Here is a 16622-nt window from a genome sequence, read left to right as displayed (position 1 = left end):
TCGGTGACCGACCTCGTCATCGACGCCCACATGCACGTCTGGGACGCCACCTGGCTCCCGGAGGGGCTGCGCCGGGCCTGGGCCCGGCAGGGCTCCGGACGCCGGCTGCCGGCGCGCGACCCCGAGGACATCCTCGCCCACGTCGCGGTCGGGCAGAGCGACCCCGACGCGACGCTCACGATGGCGGCCTTCGACCGCGCCGGCGTCGCGGCCGGCCTCGTGCCCGTCGTCGACTGGACGATCGTCGGCGCCCCCGGTGGCGAGCACCTGCCGATCGCCGACCTCAACGCGCGCTACGAGGACGTCTGCACCCGCCACGAGGGCCGGCTCTACTTCGCCGCCGGCCTCGACCCGCGTCACCCCGACGCCCGCGCCCTGTTCGAGGCCGCCGCGGCGCACCCGCACTGCCGCGGGTTCAAGCTGTATCCCGCCGCCGGCTGGGACCTGCGCGATCCCGCGCACGCCTGGCTGTTCGAGGCCCTCGTCGAGCGGGAGATCCCCGCCGTCATCCACTGCAGCCCCCTCGGGGGCGACCCGCTGCAGGTGATCCGCTGCCGACCCGCCGAGATCGGCGCCCTCCTGGCGTCGTACCCGACGCTGCGGGTGTCCTTCGCCCACGCCGGGATCGAGGCGTGGTGGAGCGAGGCGCTCGACTGCGCGACGGGGTGGCAGCACGCCTATCTCGAGCTGTCGCTGTGGCAGCGTGTCGCCGCCGTCGACTACGCGGAGTTCCGGCGCCGCGTCCGCGCGATGCGCGCGCAGGTCGGAGCGCACCGGCTGGTCTTCGGCTCCGACATCATCCGCGGTCCCAAGGAGGACCCGGACGGCGCGGACCTGGAGCGCTGGGTCAGCATGGTCGGAGACCTCGCCTCGCCGTACGACGGCGATCCCGCGGTCCTCACCGACGACGAGCTCGGGCTCTTCCTCGCCGGCAACGCCATCCGGTTGTTCGACCTCAAGGAGCTGACATGAGCGACACCCTCGGAGCCCTGTTCGCCAACGCCGGACGGCGCTTCCACGACAACGTGGCGGTCACGGTCGGCGCGGAGCGACGTACCTTCGCCGAGGTCGTCGACCGTGGCTGGCGGCTCGCGCACGCCCTGCGCGAGCGCGGCGTGCCACCCGGCTCGTTCGTCGCCGCGATGCTCGGCGCCAACCGGGTCGAGTCGCTGGAGGTCTACGTCGGCCTCGCCCTCGGCGGCTACACCGCCGTCCACGTCAACGACCGGCTCACCGCGCCGGAGGTCGACTACGTCATCTCCGACTCCGGGGCCGTGGCGCTGGTCCACACCGACGGGCCCGCGGGCGTCGCGGCGGAGCTGACGACGGGGAGCGGACTCGCGGCGTGGTTCGCGATCGGCGATCACGCGCCGGCGGGGGCGGAGGCCTTCGACGACGTCCTCGCCGCGGCCTCGAGCCAGCCGGTGCCGAACCCGGCGACGCCGGAGGACATCGCGCTCGTCGGCTACACCAGCGGCACGACCGGCTTCCCCAAGGGCGTCCTGGTCAGCCACCGCGCGGTCGTCAACTGCATCAAGCTGGTGCCCTACGCCTACCGCTTCCCGCTCCAGGGGCACGCCGCCTTCCCGGGCGGCTGGTCCTTCGTGTCCGGGCTGTGGGGCGTGATCTTCCCGCACTTCTACACCGGCGGCACGGTCGCGTTCATCGCCGGTGCCACCCCCGACGAGTGGGGTCGGCACATGGTCGAGAACAAGGCGACCTTCACGCTCGGCCTGACGCCGCTCATCCCCGGCCTGATGGAGGCGCTGCGCCTCCACCCCGCCGCCCTCGACACCCTGCAGTCGGTCCTGCACTCCGGCGGCCCGCTGCCGCCCGAGCTCGCCTCGGACCTGGTCGCCCTCATCGACGACCGTCTCGTGGAGACCTACGGCATGACCGAGGTGGTCGGACCGATCACCATCACCAACCGGTCCGACTGGCGGGGACTCGGCGGCGCCGACAGCATCTTCGAGACCGTCGGCCGCCCGCTGCCGACGTCCTCGATGCGGGTCGTCGACGCCGACGGCAACCCGTTGCCGCCCGGAGAGGTCGGCGAGCTGGTCATCGAGGCGGACACCATGTTCTCCGGCTACCACAACCAGCCGGAGAAGACCGCGGCCGCGCTGCGCGACGGCTCCTACTTCACCGGCGACCTCGGCTACCGCGACGAGGCCGGCTACTACTACCTCACCGGCCGGGCGCAGGAGCTGATCATCAGCGGCGGCGCGAACGTGTACCCCGCGGAGGTCGAGCGGGTCCTCCTGCTGATGGACGACGTGACCGAGGCGGCCGTCTTCGGACTGCCGGACGAGCGCTGGGGCGAGGCGGTCTCGGCCGCCGTCGTCCTGCGCCCCGGTTCGACCGTCACCCTCGATGAGGTCCGCGACTTCGCCCGTTCGCAGCTGGCCGGCTACAAGAAGCCGGTCCACCTGTTCGTCCTCGACGCCCTGCCCCGCAACGCGGGGATGAAGGTGATGAAGCACGTCCTCAAGGAGCAGCTGACCGGGGCGACCGCGCCGGACGGCTCGACCGCAACGACAGGAGGCCAGCCGTGAAGCTGGGCATCAGTGAGCTCTTCCCCGGGTCCGGGCCGCGCGACGGTCGCTGGTCGATGGATGCCGCGCAGCTGATCGAGGAGATCGGCTACAACTCGGTGTGGCTGCCCGAGCACGTCGTCTTCTTCCCGAGCTACCGCTCGCAGTACCCCTACGAGTCCGGCGGCGCCCAGGAGGTCCACCGCACGCTCGGCGTCCACGACCCCCTCGTGCTCGCCGGCGCCATCGCCGCCGCCACGACCACCCTGCGCATCGGCACCTACGTGTTCGTCGTACCCCAGCGCAACCCGATCATCACCGCTCGCCAGGTCGCCAGCATCGACCAGCTCAGCGGCGGCCGGTTCCAGTTCGGCGTCGGCGTCGGCTGGTCCGAGGAGGAGTACGCCGCGCTGGACGTCCCGTTCGAGCGCCGTGGCGAGCGGATGAACGAGTACCTCGCCGCGATGCGCGCCCTGTGGGACGAGGCCGAGGAGACGACCTTCTCGGGCGAGTTCGTCGACTTCGAGCCGCTCTACTGCTTCCCCAAGCCGGCCCAGCGGCGCCTGCCCGTCATCGTCGGCGGCAACAGCCGCGCCACCCTCGAGCGGATCGTGAAGTACGGCGACGGCTGGGCCGGCTACAGCCGCACCCACGAGGACATCAAGGTCTTCATCGACAAGCTCAGCGTCCTGATGGACGCCGCGGGCCGCGACATGTCCGAGCTGTCGCTCAAGGTCGGCCGCCGCAGCAAGGGCAGCACCGAGAAGGACTGGGAGGACGACCGCGCCTACATCGAGGAGGCCTTCCGGCTCGGCATCGACGAGGTCGTGGTGTCCCCCCGGATCGGGGACGCGGACTACGAGAGGGACATGCGGCGCTACGCCGAGATCGTCGGGCTGTGAGGGCCGGGCGCGGCTGAGCGCACCGGGTGTCGCCGACGCCGTCGCCGGGAGGGGTCCGGGCGACGGCGTCGGCCGTTCAGATCGACCAGTGCATGCCGCCGTCGACGCTGAACAGGTCGCCGGTGACGTAGGACGCCGGTCCCGAGGCGAGGAAGGCGACGAGAGCGGCCGCCTCCTCGGGGGTGCCGAAGCGGCCCGCCGGGATCCGGCTGCGGATCAGCGCGGCGCGCGACTCCTCGGTCGGGTAGGCGCGCCGGACCTGCTCGCTCTCGATCCGGCCGGGGGCGATGCAGTTGACGGTGACGCCGTCGGGGGCGACGGATCGGGACAGGGCCTTCGACCAGAGGATGCACGCGGCGACCGCCGCCTGCGCGGCCGACACGACGCTCGGCTCCAGGAGCCCGACGAAGTTGACCACCCGACCGCTCACGCTGGACCGCAGCATCGGCAGGACGGCGTCGGTGAGGCGCCGCTTGGAGTGGAAGTTGAGCTCGAACTGCCGGTGCCACAGCTCCTCGGTGAGGACGTCGCCCGGCTGCTCGGCCGCACCGGCGACGTTGACCAGGACGTCCAGCCCGCCGCGCTCGCGAGCGACCGTGTCGGCGATCCGCGCCGCGACCCGGGGGTCGGTGAGGTCGGCCTCGATCACCAGGGGGCTGCGGGACCGGTCCGCGTCGGCGGCGACGTCCGCCGTCTCGGCGGCGACCTCGTCGAGGAGCGCACGCCGGCGGGCGACGAGGACGACGTCGGCGCCCTCGGCCGCGAGAGCGAGGGCGGTCGCCCGGCCGATGCCGGCGCTCGCCCCGGTCACGAGGGCGACGCGGCCGTCGAGCTGCAGATCCATCGATCCTCCTGAAGGCTAGTAAATCAAGCAAGTGCTTGATACATTACTGGATGCCGACGGCCGGCGGAAGAGGTGACGGAGGAGATGGCGGCATGACGGAATCCCTGGTCCCACGCGGCATCGGGGCGACCGTCGCGGACGACGCGACCTACGAGGGGCTGATCGAGGCGACCCGCGGTTTCCTCGACGCCCTCGCCGGCGCGGTGCCGGACGACGCGTCGGCCGCCGACCTCGCCGCGGAGCTCCGCGGCTGGGCGAGCGTCCTCGCCGAGCGGGCCGGTGCGGAGCAGGAGCGGCTCTTCGCCCGGCGGGCGGGGGTCGCCTCCCACGGCCAGTCGATGACGCCCGCCTATCGCGTGACAGGGGAGGGCGACACCGAGCTCCGTGGCACCACGCGGTTCGGGGGCTACTTCCTCGGCGGCAACGGTGCCGCGCACGGCGGTGCGATCCCGCTCCTGTTCGACGAGCTCTTCGGTCGACTGATCAACGGGGAGGGCCGCCCGCCGGCCCGGACCGCGTACCTCCACGTGGACTTCCGGGCCGTCGTCCGGCTCGACCGCGACCTCGGCTTCCGGGTCCGGCGTGACCGCAGGGAGGGGCGCAAGCAGTACGTCCGCGGCGAGATCCGCGACGGCGACTCCGTCTGCGCCGAGGCCGAGGCGCTCTTCGTCGAGCTGCGTCCCGGGCAGCCCTGAGCACGTCGCCCACCGGCGATCACCGCGTTCGCCGCTGGGCCGGTGTTCGTGTAATGTGCAGCAAGCGCTTGATTCTATGAGGAGATCCGACATGACCATCCAGACCGACGGGCAGCCGACGCCTGGTCTCGACTACCTGATCATCGGCGCCGGCGTCTGCGGGCTCTACCAGCTGCACCAGCTGCTCGAGCTCGGGGTGTCGGTGCGGGTCGTCGACGCGAACGCGGGTCTCGGCGGGACCTGGTACAACAACCGCTACCCCGGGTGCCGGTTCGACTCGGAGTCCTACACCTACCAGTACTCCTTCTCCCGCGAGCTCCTCGAGGAGTGGGACTGGAAGGAGCGCTTCGCGGCGCAGCCCGAGACGCTCTCCTATCTCGAGTACGTCGCCGACAAGTTCGACCTGCACCCCCACATCAGCCTCAACACGCGGGTCGAGCGGGCCGAGTGGGTCGAGGACGACCTGCACTGGTTGGTGACGATGGCCGGCGGTGAGCAGTTGCGCGCCCGCTTCGTGCTCTGCGCGATGGGCCTGCTCTCGGTGCCGACCTACCCCCGGGTGCCGGGCCTCGGCACCTTCGGCGGCGTCGAGACCCACACGTTCGACTGGCCGGAGGACCTGGACGTCACCGGCAAGCGGGTCGCCGTGATCGGCACCGGCGCGAGCGGCGTGCAGGTCATCACCGACATCGCGGACAGGGTCGAGCAGCTGGTCGTGCTGCAGCGCGACGCCAACTGGTGCGCGCCCCTCGGGAACGAGCCGATCACTCCGGAGGAGATGGCCCGGCTGCGGGCGTCGTACGACGAGATCTTCGCGTGGTGCCGCGAGACGCCGGCCGGCTTCGTGCACCGTCCCGACCGCACCCTGTCGACCGACGTCACCCGCGAGGAGCGGCTGCGTCACTGGAACGACCTCTACGACAACGGGCACGGCGCCGCGCTCTACATGGGCAACTACCGCGACACGATGATGGAGGCTGGGCCCAACCGCGAGCTCTCCGAGTTCGTCGCCGACCGCATCCGCCAGCGGGTCCACGACCCCGAGGTCGCCGAGCTGCTCATCCCGAAGGACCACGGCTTCGGCAACAAGCGGGTCGCCGGCGAGTCCGGCTTCTACGAGGTCTTCAACCAGGACAACGTCGAGCTGGTCGACCTGATGGCCCACCCGATCAGCGAGGTGACCGAGACCGGGATCCGGCTCGACCTCGCCGACGGCGGCGTGCGCGATCTCGAGCTCGACGTCATCGTCTACGCGACCGGCTTCGACGCCGTCACCGGACCGTTCGACCGGATCGACTTCCGAGGTGTCGACGGCGTGCGGCTCAAGGAGCAGTGGCAGGACGGCCCGGAGACCTGCGTCGGCGTCCAGGTCACCAACTTCCCCAACCTCTTCATGCTCGTCGGGCCGCAGTCCGGCTCGGCGACGGCCAACTTCCCCCGGGGGATCGAGGACGTCGTCAACTGGATGACCGAGACCGTGCGCCACATCGAGGCCCACGACGTCGTGCGGTTCGAGGGCCGCCGCGAGGCGGAGATCGCGTGGGTCGAGCACGTGCGCGAGATCAACAGCCTGCTCCTGCTCGCCCACTCGAAGTCCTGGTTCAACGGCCACAACATCAACCTCGACCGCGACGACAAGCCGCGGGTCATGGTCTATCTCGGCGGCGCGCCCCGCTACCGCCGACGGCTTCAGGAGGAGATCGACGGCGGCTACCCCAGCTTCGAGCTGCGGACCGCGGCCGAGATCGAGCGGCGCCGGCCGGGCGTCGCCTGACCGGATCCCCCACGGCCCGGCGCAGGAGCCGGGTCGTGGGTCCGGCTCGAGCCGAGTCCGGTCAGACGCCGTAGCCGCCGTCGACGTCCAGCTTCTGGCCCGAGATGAAGCCCGCCCGGTCCCCGGCGAGGAAGGCCACCGCCTCGGCGATGTCGACGGCCGTGCCGAACCGGCGCAGCGGGATGTTGGCCCGCGCGACATCGAGCGCGTGCTCGTCGAGGTCGCCGGAGCCGATCAGCCGCTCGGCCATCCCGTCGGTGAGCATGCCCGGGCCCACGCAGTTGACCCGGACGCCGAACCGGCCCTCCTCGGCGGCCAGGCCGCGGGCCAGCGCCTCGACCGCGCCCTTGGGGCCGGCCGAGAGGCCGTCGCGCACGGGATAGCGCCGGGTCGCGGCGGTCGTCACCACGGTGAGGGAGCCCCGCGCGCGGCGCAGGGTCGGCAGGACGGCGTGGGCGAGGTTGAAGAAGGCGACGACGTCCTGATCGACCTGCTTGGCGAACTGGCGGGGGGTGACCCTCGACAGGTGGACCATCGGCACGTGCGGACCGGCGGCGTGGACGACCGTGCGCACGTCGCCGTGCTCGGCCACGAGCGAGGCCACGAGGTCCGCCGTCGCCTCGGGGGCGGTCAGGTCGCACGCGGCGCTCGCCAGGACCCGGTCGCCGAGCTCGCCGACCAGGGCGTCGGGCGCGGTCCGTCGGTGCAGCAGGATCAGCGAGGCGCCGTCGTCGACCAGCCGGCGTGCGACCGCCTGCCCGATGCCGCCGCTCGCCCCGGTGACCAGGGCCACGGGTGCCGGCGCGCTCACCGGGCGTCTCGCAGGTCGGTCTTGAGCACCTTGCCGCTCGCGTTGCGGGGGAGCTCGGTCACGAAGACCACCTCGCGCGGCACCTTGAAGTTGGCGAGCCGCTCGCGGGCCCAGGCCACCAGGTCGTCCGCGGTGGCCGTCGCGCCCGGCCGGAGCACGACGTGGGCGCGGCCGACCGTGCCCATCCGCTCGTCGGGTACGCCGACCACGGCGCTCTCCATCACCGCCGGGTGCGCGGCCAGGGTGTTCTCCACCTCGGCCGGGTAGACGTTGAAGCCGCCGACGATGAACATGTCCTTGATCCGGTCGGTGATCTTGAGGCAGCCGTGCTCGTCGAGCCGGCCGACGTCGCCGGTGTGGAGCCAGCCGTCGGCGTCGATGGCCGCGGCCGTGGACTCGGGGTCCTCGAAGTAGCCGAGCATGACGTTGGCGCCCCGCAGCCACACCTCGCCGTCGGTGCCGGTCGCGACGTCGGCTCCGGTCTCGTCGACGACGCGGACCTCGATGCCGGGGACGCCGGGACCGGTGGTCTCGGCGATATGCCGCGGGTCCTCGCCGGCGCGGGACCGGGTGGCGACCACGCACTCGGTGAGGCCGTAGGCCTGGGCGACCTCGTCGAAGCCGAGCACCTCCTGCATCTGCACGAAGAGCGTCTCGGGGACGCTCGCCGCGCCGGCGATGGAGAAGCGCAGCGACGACAGGTCGAACTCGGCGCGCCGCGGATGGTTGATCAGCGTGATGAAGATCGTCGGCGCTCCGGGGAGCACGGTGATGCCGGCCTCCTGGATCAGCCGCATGAGCTCCTCGGGATCGAAGGTGAGGACCGGGTGGATCGTGGTGCCGGCGGTCAGGCTGGCGATCGCGCCGGCCTTGTAGCCGAAGGAGTGGAAGAACGGGTTCACGACCGCGTAGCGGTCTGCCTCGCTGAGACTGGCGCCGCGGGCCCACACCTCGGCGGTCCCGATCGTCTGGCGGTGGGCGCTCATCACGCCCTTGGGGACGCCGGTGGTGCCGGAGGTGAACAGGATGTCGGCCACGGTGTCGGGGGTGACCTCGGCGGCCAGTCGCTCGATCTCGGCCGGGGTCACCTCCTCCCCGCCCGCGAGGAAGTCGGACCAGCCGATCGTGCCCGGCCGCCCGGCGGAGTTCATGTCGACCACGGCCCGCAGGTGGGGGAGCCCGGCGATGACGGAGCCCTCCCCGCCGTCCGCGGCCGCGCCGCGCCCCGCCGCGTCGTCGCCCGCCGCGAGCATCGCCGAGTAGTCGGTGTCGAGGAAGCCGTCGCAGACGACGATCGCCACCGCCCGCGAGCGCTGGAGCACGACGCGCGCCTCGGGACCGCGGTAGCGCGTGTTGAGCGGCACCACCGCCGCACCGATCTGCTGGGCGCCGAGCAGCGCGACGAGGTACTCGGCACGGTTGGGCGCCCAGATCGCGACCCGGTCGCCCGGCGCGACGCCGAGGGCCCGGTAGCCGCGGGCGGCCTCGACGACGAGGTCCCGCAGGCCGGCGTAGGTGATGATGGTGGCGCCGTCGACGATGGCCGGGTGGTCGCGGTGGTCAGCCGCCGCCTGCTCCAGCAGGGCGGGCATCGTGGTGGGTGTCATCGGCGGCCTTCCGCTCGTCGCTTAACCAAGTGCTTGTTAGGTATCGTAGGCGCAACCGTGGGAGAGGATCGAGGCATGGCCACCACCAAGGGGGGCGCCGCCACCGCCCGCAAGAAGGGCGCCGGAGCGGGCGCGACCGGCACCGGCTCGGCTCGGCGCACCCAGCTGCTGGCGATCGCCGCCGAGATGTTCGCCTCCCGCGGCTACACCCAGACGACCGTGCGCGACATCGCCGACGAGGCGGGCATCCTGTCCGGCAGCCTCTACCACCACTTCGCGTCCAAGGACGAGATGCTGACCGAGATCCTGCAGGACTTCATGGGCAGCCTGCTCGGGCAGTTCCGGTCGATCGCGGAGCAGGCCGCGTCGCCGCGGGCCGCGCTCGACGGGCTGGTCCGCAGCTCGTTCGAGACCATCCACCGCAGCCCGCACGCGGTCGCGCTCTACCAGAACGAGGCCAACTTCCTCGGCAGCACGCCCGAGTTCTCGTTCGTCACCAAGGCCAGCCGCGAGGTCGAGAAGGTCTGGCTCGACGTGCTCCGCGCCGGCGTCGCGTCGGGCGACTTCCGGGCGGAGCTCGAGCCCACCACGACGTACCGCTTCATCCGCGACGGCGTCTGGTCGACCGTGCGGTGGTACGACCCGCGCGGCCGGATGCAGCACGGCGCCCTGGCCGACCAGTACCTCACCATGCTCGACGGAGGCCTGCTCACCTCCTGAGCAGCCCGCGCAGGCGGTGGGTGCGGTGGTCGTCCCCGCCCACGACCTCACCCACGCAGCGGATCGCCTCGTCGAGATCGACCGTGGAGTCGTGGGCCGCCAGCATCGCCTCGATGTCGGGCCAGTCCTTGGACCGGTTGTAGAGCGCCTTGAAGATCGTCAGATCGGTGGCGGACAGCACCTTCACGGTCGCGCCGTGCATGGGCACCTCGATGGTCCTCGTGCGGACGACCTCGTGCAGCGCGTGGACGGCGAAGAACAGGTCGAGGGGGATCGGCAGGTCGTCGGTCACGGGCCACATGATCCGGACCTGATCGTCCCGGACGATCTGGGTGATCGTGGCCTCGTCCCAGGGGACGTCGGGCGGGAGACTCCTCAGCGCCTCGCGCGCCCGAGCGGCGGGCAGTGAGACGTTGATGTCGATGTCCTGGGTGCCCCGCGGGTCGTCGATGTGATAGCCGAGGGCGAGTGCGCCGCCAATGGCGTTGTCGATCCCCGCCGCCAGCAGGCGGCGATGGACGTCGATGGCGCGGACGAAGATCTCGTAGGGATCGATCATGGGGAGGCAGACGGGTGCAGCAGGGATCGGAAGGGCGGCGCCTCCAGCGCTCCGCGGGGGTGCCGGCGCTGCGCCATCGCGACGGGCACGACGCGTTCGAGCACCCGGCCGCGCTCCGCCAGGGTCAGAGGGGGCGGCTGCATCCGGGGGTCGTCGGGACGCAGCCACGAGGGATCGGTCTCGCCGGGTGCCCCGGGGAGCGGCGTCCAGGACAGGTCGAGCCGGAGCCCGGCGGCCGCGCCGAGGCGCTCGAGCTGTGCGACGGAAGGCTGGGCGCTGCCCTTGAGGTAGGTGTTGATCTGGGCGCGGCTCACCCCGGAGCGGCGGGACAGGCCGGTCTTGCTCAACCCCGATCGCTCCAGGATCTGCTCGATCGCGAAGGCGGCGGACATGGACACAGTGTACGTACTGAATTCAGTACGGTCGAGGACGGCGCTCGCTCAGTGACCGGGCCGGCTGGCGCCGTCGAGGAGCAGGTCGAGGAGTGCGAGCAGCCGGGTCGCCAGGTCGAAGGGCGGGGGGCCGTCGCCGATCCAGGCGCGCAGGACGGCGAAGTAGCCGGTCGCGAGCGTGAGCCCCATCAGCTGGGGGTCGACGTCGTCGCGGATGTCCTCGGGGTGGCGCCGGACGACCGCCAGGAACTCGTGGCTCAGCGGGTGGTCGTCGAGGAGATCGAGCTCGCGCAGGGCCGCCCCGATGATCGCGGTCGTCGCGACCCGGGAGGCGTCGCTGATCGCGGCGAGCTCCCGCGTGATCGCGGACAGCTCCTCGCGCAGGGTGCCCGATCCGTCGCGGGGCGTGCCGTGGAAGGCGCGGGCCCGGCGGCGGGCCGACCACTCGTCGAGGAAGGCGGTCTTGCGCTCGAAGTAGTTGAAGACCGAGGTGCGCGCGACGTCGGCGCGCACGGCGATGTCGTCCATCGTCGTCGCGTCGTAGCCCTGCTCGACGAACAGCTCGATCGCGGCGTCGAAGACGCGGTCGCGGCGCTGGCCGACGCGGCGGGCGCGGGCGGTGACGGGCTCGGATGCCATCGCATGCCTTTCGTGACAGGGGCGGCTCCCGCTGCGTACACTGCCAGAGGTTGAACTCGGGTACAAACTTGTATGCCGATGCGAGGAGGACGTCGTGAGCCTGGACCTGCTGTCGCCGCCCTCCTCCGCCCAGTACCTGCGCTGGCTGCTCGCCGCCAAGGACCCGACCCAGGCGCTGCAGCTCGCCGCCGACCACGTGGCCACCGTGCTGGACTGCCCCGTCTCGTGGGCCGGCCTGGTCGAGGGCGACTACCTCGTGATGGGGGCCCACCACGGCGTCGCGTCGACGGAGATGGCGGCGGCCTGGCGGCTCAAGATCGGCGAGGGGATCGGCGGCCGGGTCGCGCTGGAGCGGCGGCCGCAGATGAGCCGCGACTACCGCCACGACTCGCGGCGGGTGCCGCTGCTCAAGCGGCTCATCGACAACGAGGGGATTCAGGCGACGCTGATCGTCCCCATCCTCGTGGCCGACTCGCTGCTCGGCGTCCTCTACGCGGCTCACCGGCACCCCTACCCCTGGTCGGACACCGAGGTCGAGATGCTGGAGGAGATCGCCCACGACCTCGGGGTCCGCCTCCACCAGCTCGACGTCGACGGGCGCCGCGGGCTGCTCGCCGCGGCCGCGGAGCGGCGTGCCGAGCGCGCGACCCGCGAGCAGCGCGCCTGCGCCGACCTGGCCAACGGCTTCGCCACCCACACCGATCCCGTCGGCTCGCTCGACCTGCTCGCTCGCGAGCTCGGCGGCCGCGTCGAGCTCCGCCAGGGCGACGGCACCCTGGTCCGCGCGGCGGGCGAGCTGCGCCCGGGCAATCCGCGGGTCGTCCGCCGCACGGTGCTCGCGGACTGCGGCGGGCTCACGGTCGTCGTCATCGACACCCGCGACCCCGACGAGCAGCGCCAGGCGTTCGTCGACCTGTGCATCAGCCTGTTCCGCCTGCAGGTGCTGCGGGTGGGCGAGCGCGAGCGGACGGCGGAGCGGTTGAACGGCGAGCTCTTCGACGCCCTGCTCAGCGGGCGGCTGGGAGACCCGGAGGAGTTCCGGGCCCGGGTCTCCATGATGGGCGTCGACCTGGGTCCCGGCGCCCAGGTCCTGGTCGCCGGCGGGCGCGACGGGGAGCCGGTGGGCCGCGCGGAGCTGGACTCGCTGCTCCGGCCGGTGTTCCCGGGAGTGGTCACCCTCGAGCGCGCCGGTCGCGCGGTCGCCGTCCTGCCGCCGACCGGCCGCCCGCCGGCACGGGTGCGGGCGCAGCTCACCGACGCCCTGACCCGGTCCCGGCGCGGGTGGACCGTCGGCCTCGGCCGCAGCTGCGCCGAACTCCTCGACTTCGCGACGTCGTACGACGAGGCGCGGGCCGCCTGTGAGCTGGCGGTCCGCGGCGCGGCGGTGGGCACAGCGGTCGGGTCGGGGGTCGGGTCGGTGGTCACCGCCCACGAGCTGGGCATCCTCGGGATGGCCAGCCTGCCGGCCGCCCACCTGGAGACCACGGTGCGCGACGTCCTCGGCCCCCTGCTGGACCTGGACCAGCGCCGTGGCACCGACTTCGTGCCGACGCTGCGGACCTATCTCGCCCACGACCGGCACCTGCCGGACACGGCCGCCTCGCTGCACGTGCACTACAACACGGTGCGCAACCGGGTCGCCCGCATCGAGGAGGTGCTCGGTGTCGACATGAGGGACGTCGACCACCGCTTCCGGTTGGAGACGGCGCTGCGGATGCACGCTCTCAGCACCGCGCTCGCGGGCGCCTGAGTCCCCGGGCGGCCGTGCGCGCGTCGGCTGGCACGGCGTGACACCCGGGCCGTCGGACTCTGTCAGGCGGCGCTCTAGGTGACGGGCGTCACTGCCGTGAAGGTGATCCCACCCGATGGAAGGAGGGGTCACCTTGAGGCTCATCACATTCACCACGACGGACGGAGCGACGCACGTCGGCGCCCTCGCCGGCGACACCGCGATCAGCCTGACCCGGGCCGCGGAGGGCGACCCGCGGTTCGCGTCGATGCTCGACCTGGTCCGGGCCGGCGACGCCGGCGTCGAGGACGCGCGGGAGCTGTGCGACTCCCACCCGGCCCAGGCGGTCCACGCGCTCGACGACGTGACGCTCAGGGCGCCGCTGCCGAACCCCCCGCGCCTGCGCGACTGCTCGCTGTTCATCGCCCACCTGCAGCCGGCGTTCCGGGGGATGGCGCGCTCGATCGCCGCCGAGGCCGCGGATCCCGAGGCGGAGTACGAGCGGCTGGTGGCCACCGGGAAGTTCGACACCCCGGAGGTGTTCTCCCGCGAGGTCATCTACTACAACGCCGACCACACGGCGGTGAGCGGGCCGGGCGACCTGATCGTGGCGCCGGCCGAGACCCGCCAGCTCGACTACGAGCTGGAGTTCGCCGCGGTCCTGGGCCGCACCGCCCGTGACGTCGACGAGGCCGACGCCGCCGGTGTCGTCTTCGGCTACACGATCTTCAACGACTGGAGCTGCCGCGACCTGCAGAGCGTCGTCATGGAGTCGCAGCTCGGGCCGTCGCGGGGCAAGGACTTCGACGGCTCCAACACCCTCGGACCCTGCATCGTCACGCCGGACGAGCTCGGCTCGCCGTACGACCTCGAGATGACGGCGCGCGTCAACGGCGAGGTCTGGTCGCACGGCTCGACCTCGACGATGCACCACTCGTTCGAGAAGGCCATCGCGCACTTCTCCCGCAACCGCACCGTGCACGCGGGCGACGTCCTCGGCACCGGCACCGTCATGTCCGGCAGCCCGGTCGAGATCGGCAAGCGCCTCAAGGACGGCGACGAGGTCGAGCTCGAGGTCCAGGGCATCGGCATCCTCCGCAACCGCGTCCAGCTCCCCTACTGACCCACTCCCGAAAGGCACGCCGTCATGACCACGATCGTCGATCTCTCCCGCACCCTCGACCCCGCCTACCGCGACATGGTGCCGCCGGCCTACGAGCCGCTCGCCGCCGTGCTGGCCCCCAAGATCCACTACCTCGCGCCGGGCGGCGAGGGCCTGCAGCGCACCATGGACATCTTCGGCTGCCCGGCCGAGCACCTCCCCAACGGCGAGGGCTGGGGCGAGGACTGGCTCACCGAGATGAACACGCACTGCGGCACCCATGTCGACGCGCCGCTGCACAGCGGCAGCCTGATCGAGGGCAAGCCCGCCCGCACGATCAGCGACATCGACCTGTCCGAGCTCTACCGGCCGGGCATGGTGCTCGACGTCCGCCCGTGGGCCGCGCCCGGCGAGGCGATCACCATCGAGGCGCTGGAGCGGGCGATCGCCGCGACCGGGCGCGAGGTGCGGCAGGGCGACGCCCTCCTGCTCCGCACCGGCCAGGAGCGCTACACCCCGGCCGATCCGGAGTTCTTCAACTACCCCGGCATGAGCGGCGACGGCACCCGCTACCTGACCGGCCTCGGGGCCACGATCCTCGGCACCGACGCCATGGCATGGGACCGCCCCTTCCCCGTGATGAAGGCGGCCTACGAGGCGACCGGCGATCCCAAGGAGCTCTGGGACGGCCACTTCGCGATCGCCGACAAGGAGGCCTTCATCATCCAGCAGCTCGACAACCTGCAGGCGCTCCCGCTGACGGGCTTCCACGTCGGCTTCTTCCCGATCAAGCTCCCGAAGACCAGCGCGTCGCCGTGCCGGGTCGTCGGCTTCCTCGACAACTGACTGGAGACCACGATGTTCCACGCCCCGAGGCCCGCCGTGCGCGGGCTCGCTCTCAGCGCCGCCGCGGCGCTGCTGCTCACCGCCTGCGGCGGCGTCGTGAAGGACGAGAAGTCAGCCGACGACCGGGTCGCCGAGATCCCCGACGCCGAGCTGGTCGCGCCGATCGCCGGCATGGACTGCACCGAGGGCACCGCGCCCACCGGCGACCCCATCGTCGTCGGCGGCTCGCTCAGCCTCACCGGCCCCCTCGCGCCGACCGGCACCCTCCACGACGCGGTCGCCGAGCTGGTCGTCGACTGGGTCAACGAGTGCGGCGGGATCGACGGCCGGCCCCTGGAGTGGAAGGTGATCGACGACCAGTCGACGCCGGCCACGGTGACCTCCAACTACGAGCGCCTCATCGGCGACGAGGTCGACTTCGTGATGGGCCCCTACGGTGGCGCGGCGACGCTCGCCGGCGCCGGCCCGGTGACCCGCGCCGGCTACGCCTACCCGACCGCCACCAACGGCGCACCCGACAAGCTGATCGGCGAGAACCACTTCCCGGCGTGGCAGATGGGTGGTGTCGACGACCCGGCGCACATGTTCGACGCGCAGGCCCAGACCCTGCTCGACGCCCTGGAGTCCAGTGGCAACCCGCCCGAGTCGGCGTTCTTCGCGACGGCCAAGTTCCCGACCACGCTGAGCTATCGCGGCTCCGTCGTGACGGCGCTCGAGGGCGCCGGCACCACGATCGAGGGCGATGTCGAGTACGACCTCGGCACCACGGACTTCAGCTCGATCGCGATCCGGATCCAGAACGCCGACCCCGACCTGGTCTACCTGGGCGGCATCGGCGCCGACGTCACGAACCTCTACCAGGCGTTCGACGCCATCGGCTACGAGCCGCGCTCGATCTACGTCTCGCTGCCGGCGCCGGCTGCCGTCGCCGCCCTGGGCGACAAGGCCGACGGCATGATGATCTCCTCGATCTACGAGGACAACCCGCCGCTGGGCGACACCCCGGTCGCCCGCTACTTCACCAAGGCCTACAGCGAGGTCGCGCAGCAGGACGACCTGTTCCCCTTCGTCGAGACGCAGGCGGCGGCCAGCCTCGCGGCCTGGCAGATCCTGCTGACCGGGATCACCGAGGGCGGCGTCGACAACGCGGCCGTCATCGCGTGGCTGAACGCCAACGAGGTCGACACCATCGTGGGGACGCTCAACTTCGACGGGTTCAACAACTACGGCATCGACATCAACCGGGTGGCCCAGGTGCAGGACGGCAAGCGCGTCCTGGTCTGGCCCGAGGACGTCGCCGGCGCCGAGCTCGACTACAACCCCTGATCCCCTCCGTGCCGTCGTGGGGGGGGGGGGGGGGGGGGGGGGGAAAAAAAAAAAAAAAAAAAAAAAAAAAAAAAAAAAAAAAAAAAAAAAAAAAACCCACCACCCCCCCCCCCCCCCCCCCCCCCCCCCCCCCCCCCAAAAA

General features: G+C 72.0%; 16 protein-coding genes. 10 read left to right on the top strand and 6 right to left on the bottom strand.

The window, feature by feature from the left end; genetic code table 11:
- The first annotated feature begins 3 nt into the window (after positions 1-3).
- From ACPZVR_RS23475 to ACPZVR_RS23465, 3 genes are read left to right on the top strand one after another with little or no spacing between them, the layout of a single operon-like run.
- Complete coding sequence (locus ACPZVR_RS23475; protein ID WP_436702108.1) at positions 4-972, top strand: amidohydrolase family protein; 969 nt, start codon at positions 4-6, stop codon at positions 970-972.
- Entirely contained in the window at positions 969-2555 is a 1587-nt protein-coding gene (locus ACPZVR_RS23470) for a class I adenylate-forming enzyme family protein (protein ID WP_436702107.1), read from the top strand. Before ACPZVR_RS23475 ends, ACPZVR_RS23470 begins: the two co-directional genes overlap by 4 nt.
- A complete protein-coding gene (locus ACPZVR_RS23465) occupies positions 2552-3436 on the top strand; it encodes an LLM class F420-dependent oxidoreductase (protein ID WP_436702106.1) in 885 nt (294 codons plus the stop codon). Before ACPZVR_RS23470 ends, ACPZVR_RS23465 begins: the two co-directional genes overlap by 4 nt.
- 76 nt (positions 3437-3512) lie before the next feature.
- Here ACPZVR_RS23465 and ACPZVR_RS23460 read toward each other — a convergent pair whose 3' ends face one another.
- The gene (locus ACPZVR_RS23460) at positions 3513-4280 is read right to left on the bottom strand and encodes an SDR family oxidoreductase (protein ID WP_436702105.1); all 768 of its coding nucleotides are present in this window, start codon (positions 4278-4280) and stop codon (positions 3513-3515) included.
- A 92-nt stretch (positions 4281-4372) separates the two neighbouring features.
- Between ACPZVR_RS23460 and ACPZVR_RS23455 the strand changes: the two genes are divergently transcribed.
- On the top strand, positions 4373-4975 hold the full coding sequence (locus ACPZVR_RS23455; protein ID WP_436702104.1) for a hotdog domain-containing protein: 603 nt from the start codon (positions 4373-4375) through the stop codon (positions 4973-4975).
- Between the two features lie 91 nt (positions 4976-5066).
- The gene (locus ACPZVR_RS23450) at positions 5067-6749 is read left to right on the top strand and encodes a flavin-containing monooxygenase (protein ID WP_436702103.1); all 1683 of its coding nucleotides are present in this window, start codon (positions 5067-5069) and stop codon (positions 6747-6749) included.
- 61 nt (positions 6750-6810) lie between these two features.
- Here ACPZVR_RS23450 and ACPZVR_RS23445 read toward each other — a convergent pair whose 3' ends face one another.
- On the bottom strand, positions 6811-7560 hold the full coding sequence (locus tag ACPZVR_RS23445) for an SDR family NAD(P)-dependent oxidoreductase (protein ID WP_436702102.1): 750 nt from the start codon (positions 7558-7560) through the stop codon (positions 6811-6813).
- Positions 7557-9167, bottom strand: a complete 1611-nt coding sequence (locus ACPZVR_RS23440; protein ID WP_436702101.1) for an AMP-binding protein — start codon at positions 9165-9167, stop codon at positions 7557-7559. The genes ACPZVR_RS23445 and ACPZVR_RS23440 overlap by 4 nt, the downstream gene beginning before the upstream one ends.
- Before the next feature lie 75 nt (positions 9168-9242).
- Here ACPZVR_RS23440 and ACPZVR_RS23435 point away from each other — a divergent pair, with 75 nt between their 5' ends.
- Positions 9243-9887 (top strand): TetR/AcrR family transcriptional regulator, encoded by a 645-nt coding sequence (locus ACPZVR_RS23435; protein WP_436702100.1) that lies wholly within the window; start codon positions 9243-9245, stop codon positions 9885-9887.
- On the opposite strand, the gene ACPZVR_RS23430 is transcribed toward ACPZVR_RS23435, so the two are convergent.
- Genes ACPZVR_RS23430 through ACPZVR_RS23420 form a run of 3 tightly spaced genes read right to left on the bottom strand, consistent with a single transcriptional unit; the run spans position 9877 to position 11477 of the window.
- On the bottom strand, positions 9877-10446 hold the full coding sequence (locus ACPZVR_RS23430) for a hypothetical protein (RefSeq protein WP_436702099.1): 570 nt from the start codon (positions 10444-10446) through the stop codon (positions 9877-9879). The two genes, ACPZVR_RS23435 and ACPZVR_RS23430, sit on opposite strands and share 11 nt — an antisense overlap.
- Positions 10443-10838, bottom strand: coding sequence for a helix-turn-helix domain-containing protein (locus tag ACPZVR_RS23425; protein WP_436702098.1), 396 nt, complete (start codon positions 10836-10838; stop codon positions 10443-10445). The genes ACPZVR_RS23430 and ACPZVR_RS23425 overlap by 4 nt, the downstream gene beginning before the upstream one ends.
- A 48-nt stretch (positions 10839-10886) precedes the next feature.
- Positions 10887-11477: a TetR/AcrR family transcriptional regulator gene (locus ACPZVR_RS23420; protein WP_436702097.1), complete on the bottom strand. Its 591-nt coding sequence runs from the start codon at positions 11475-11477 to the stop codon at positions 10887-10889.
- A gap of 94 nt (positions 11478-11571) precedes the next feature.
- Between ACPZVR_RS23420 and ACPZVR_RS23415 the strand changes: the two genes are divergently transcribed.
- From ACPZVR_RS23415 to ACPZVR_RS23400, 4 genes are all read left to right on the top strand, one after another.
- A complete protein-coding gene (locus ACPZVR_RS23415; protein WP_436702096.1) occupies positions 11572-13227 on the top strand; it encodes a helix-turn-helix domain-containing protein in 1656 nt (551 codons plus the stop codon).
- A 133-nt stretch (positions 13228-13360) separates the two neighbouring features.
- Entirely contained in the window at positions 13361-14329 is a 969-nt protein-coding gene (locus ACPZVR_RS23410) for a fumarylacetoacetate hydrolase family protein (protein WP_436702095.1), read from the top strand.
- A gap of 24 nt (positions 14330-14353) precedes the next feature.
- A complete protein-coding gene (locus ACPZVR_RS23405; RefSeq protein WP_436702094.1) occupies positions 14354-15154 on the top strand; it encodes a cyclase family protein in 801 nt (266 codons plus the stop codon).
- Positions 15155-15166: 12 nt separating this feature from the next.
- On the top strand, positions 15167-16480 hold the full coding sequence (locus ACPZVR_RS23400) for an ABC transporter substrate-binding protein (protein ID WP_436702093.1): 1314 nt from the start codon (positions 15167-15169) through the stop codon (positions 16478-16480).
- Positions 16481-16622 lie beyond the last annotated feature (142 nt).

Origin of the sequence: Nocardioides segetis (assembly GCF_051390595.1) — a bacterium.
In the GTDB taxonomy this organism is placed as follows: domain Bacteria; phylum Actinomycetota; class Actinomycetes; order Propionibacteriales; family Nocardioidaceae; genus Nocardioides.
The sequence above is the reverse complement of the archived record's forward strand: the minus strand, read 5'-3'. Positions and strand labels throughout refer to the sequence as shown.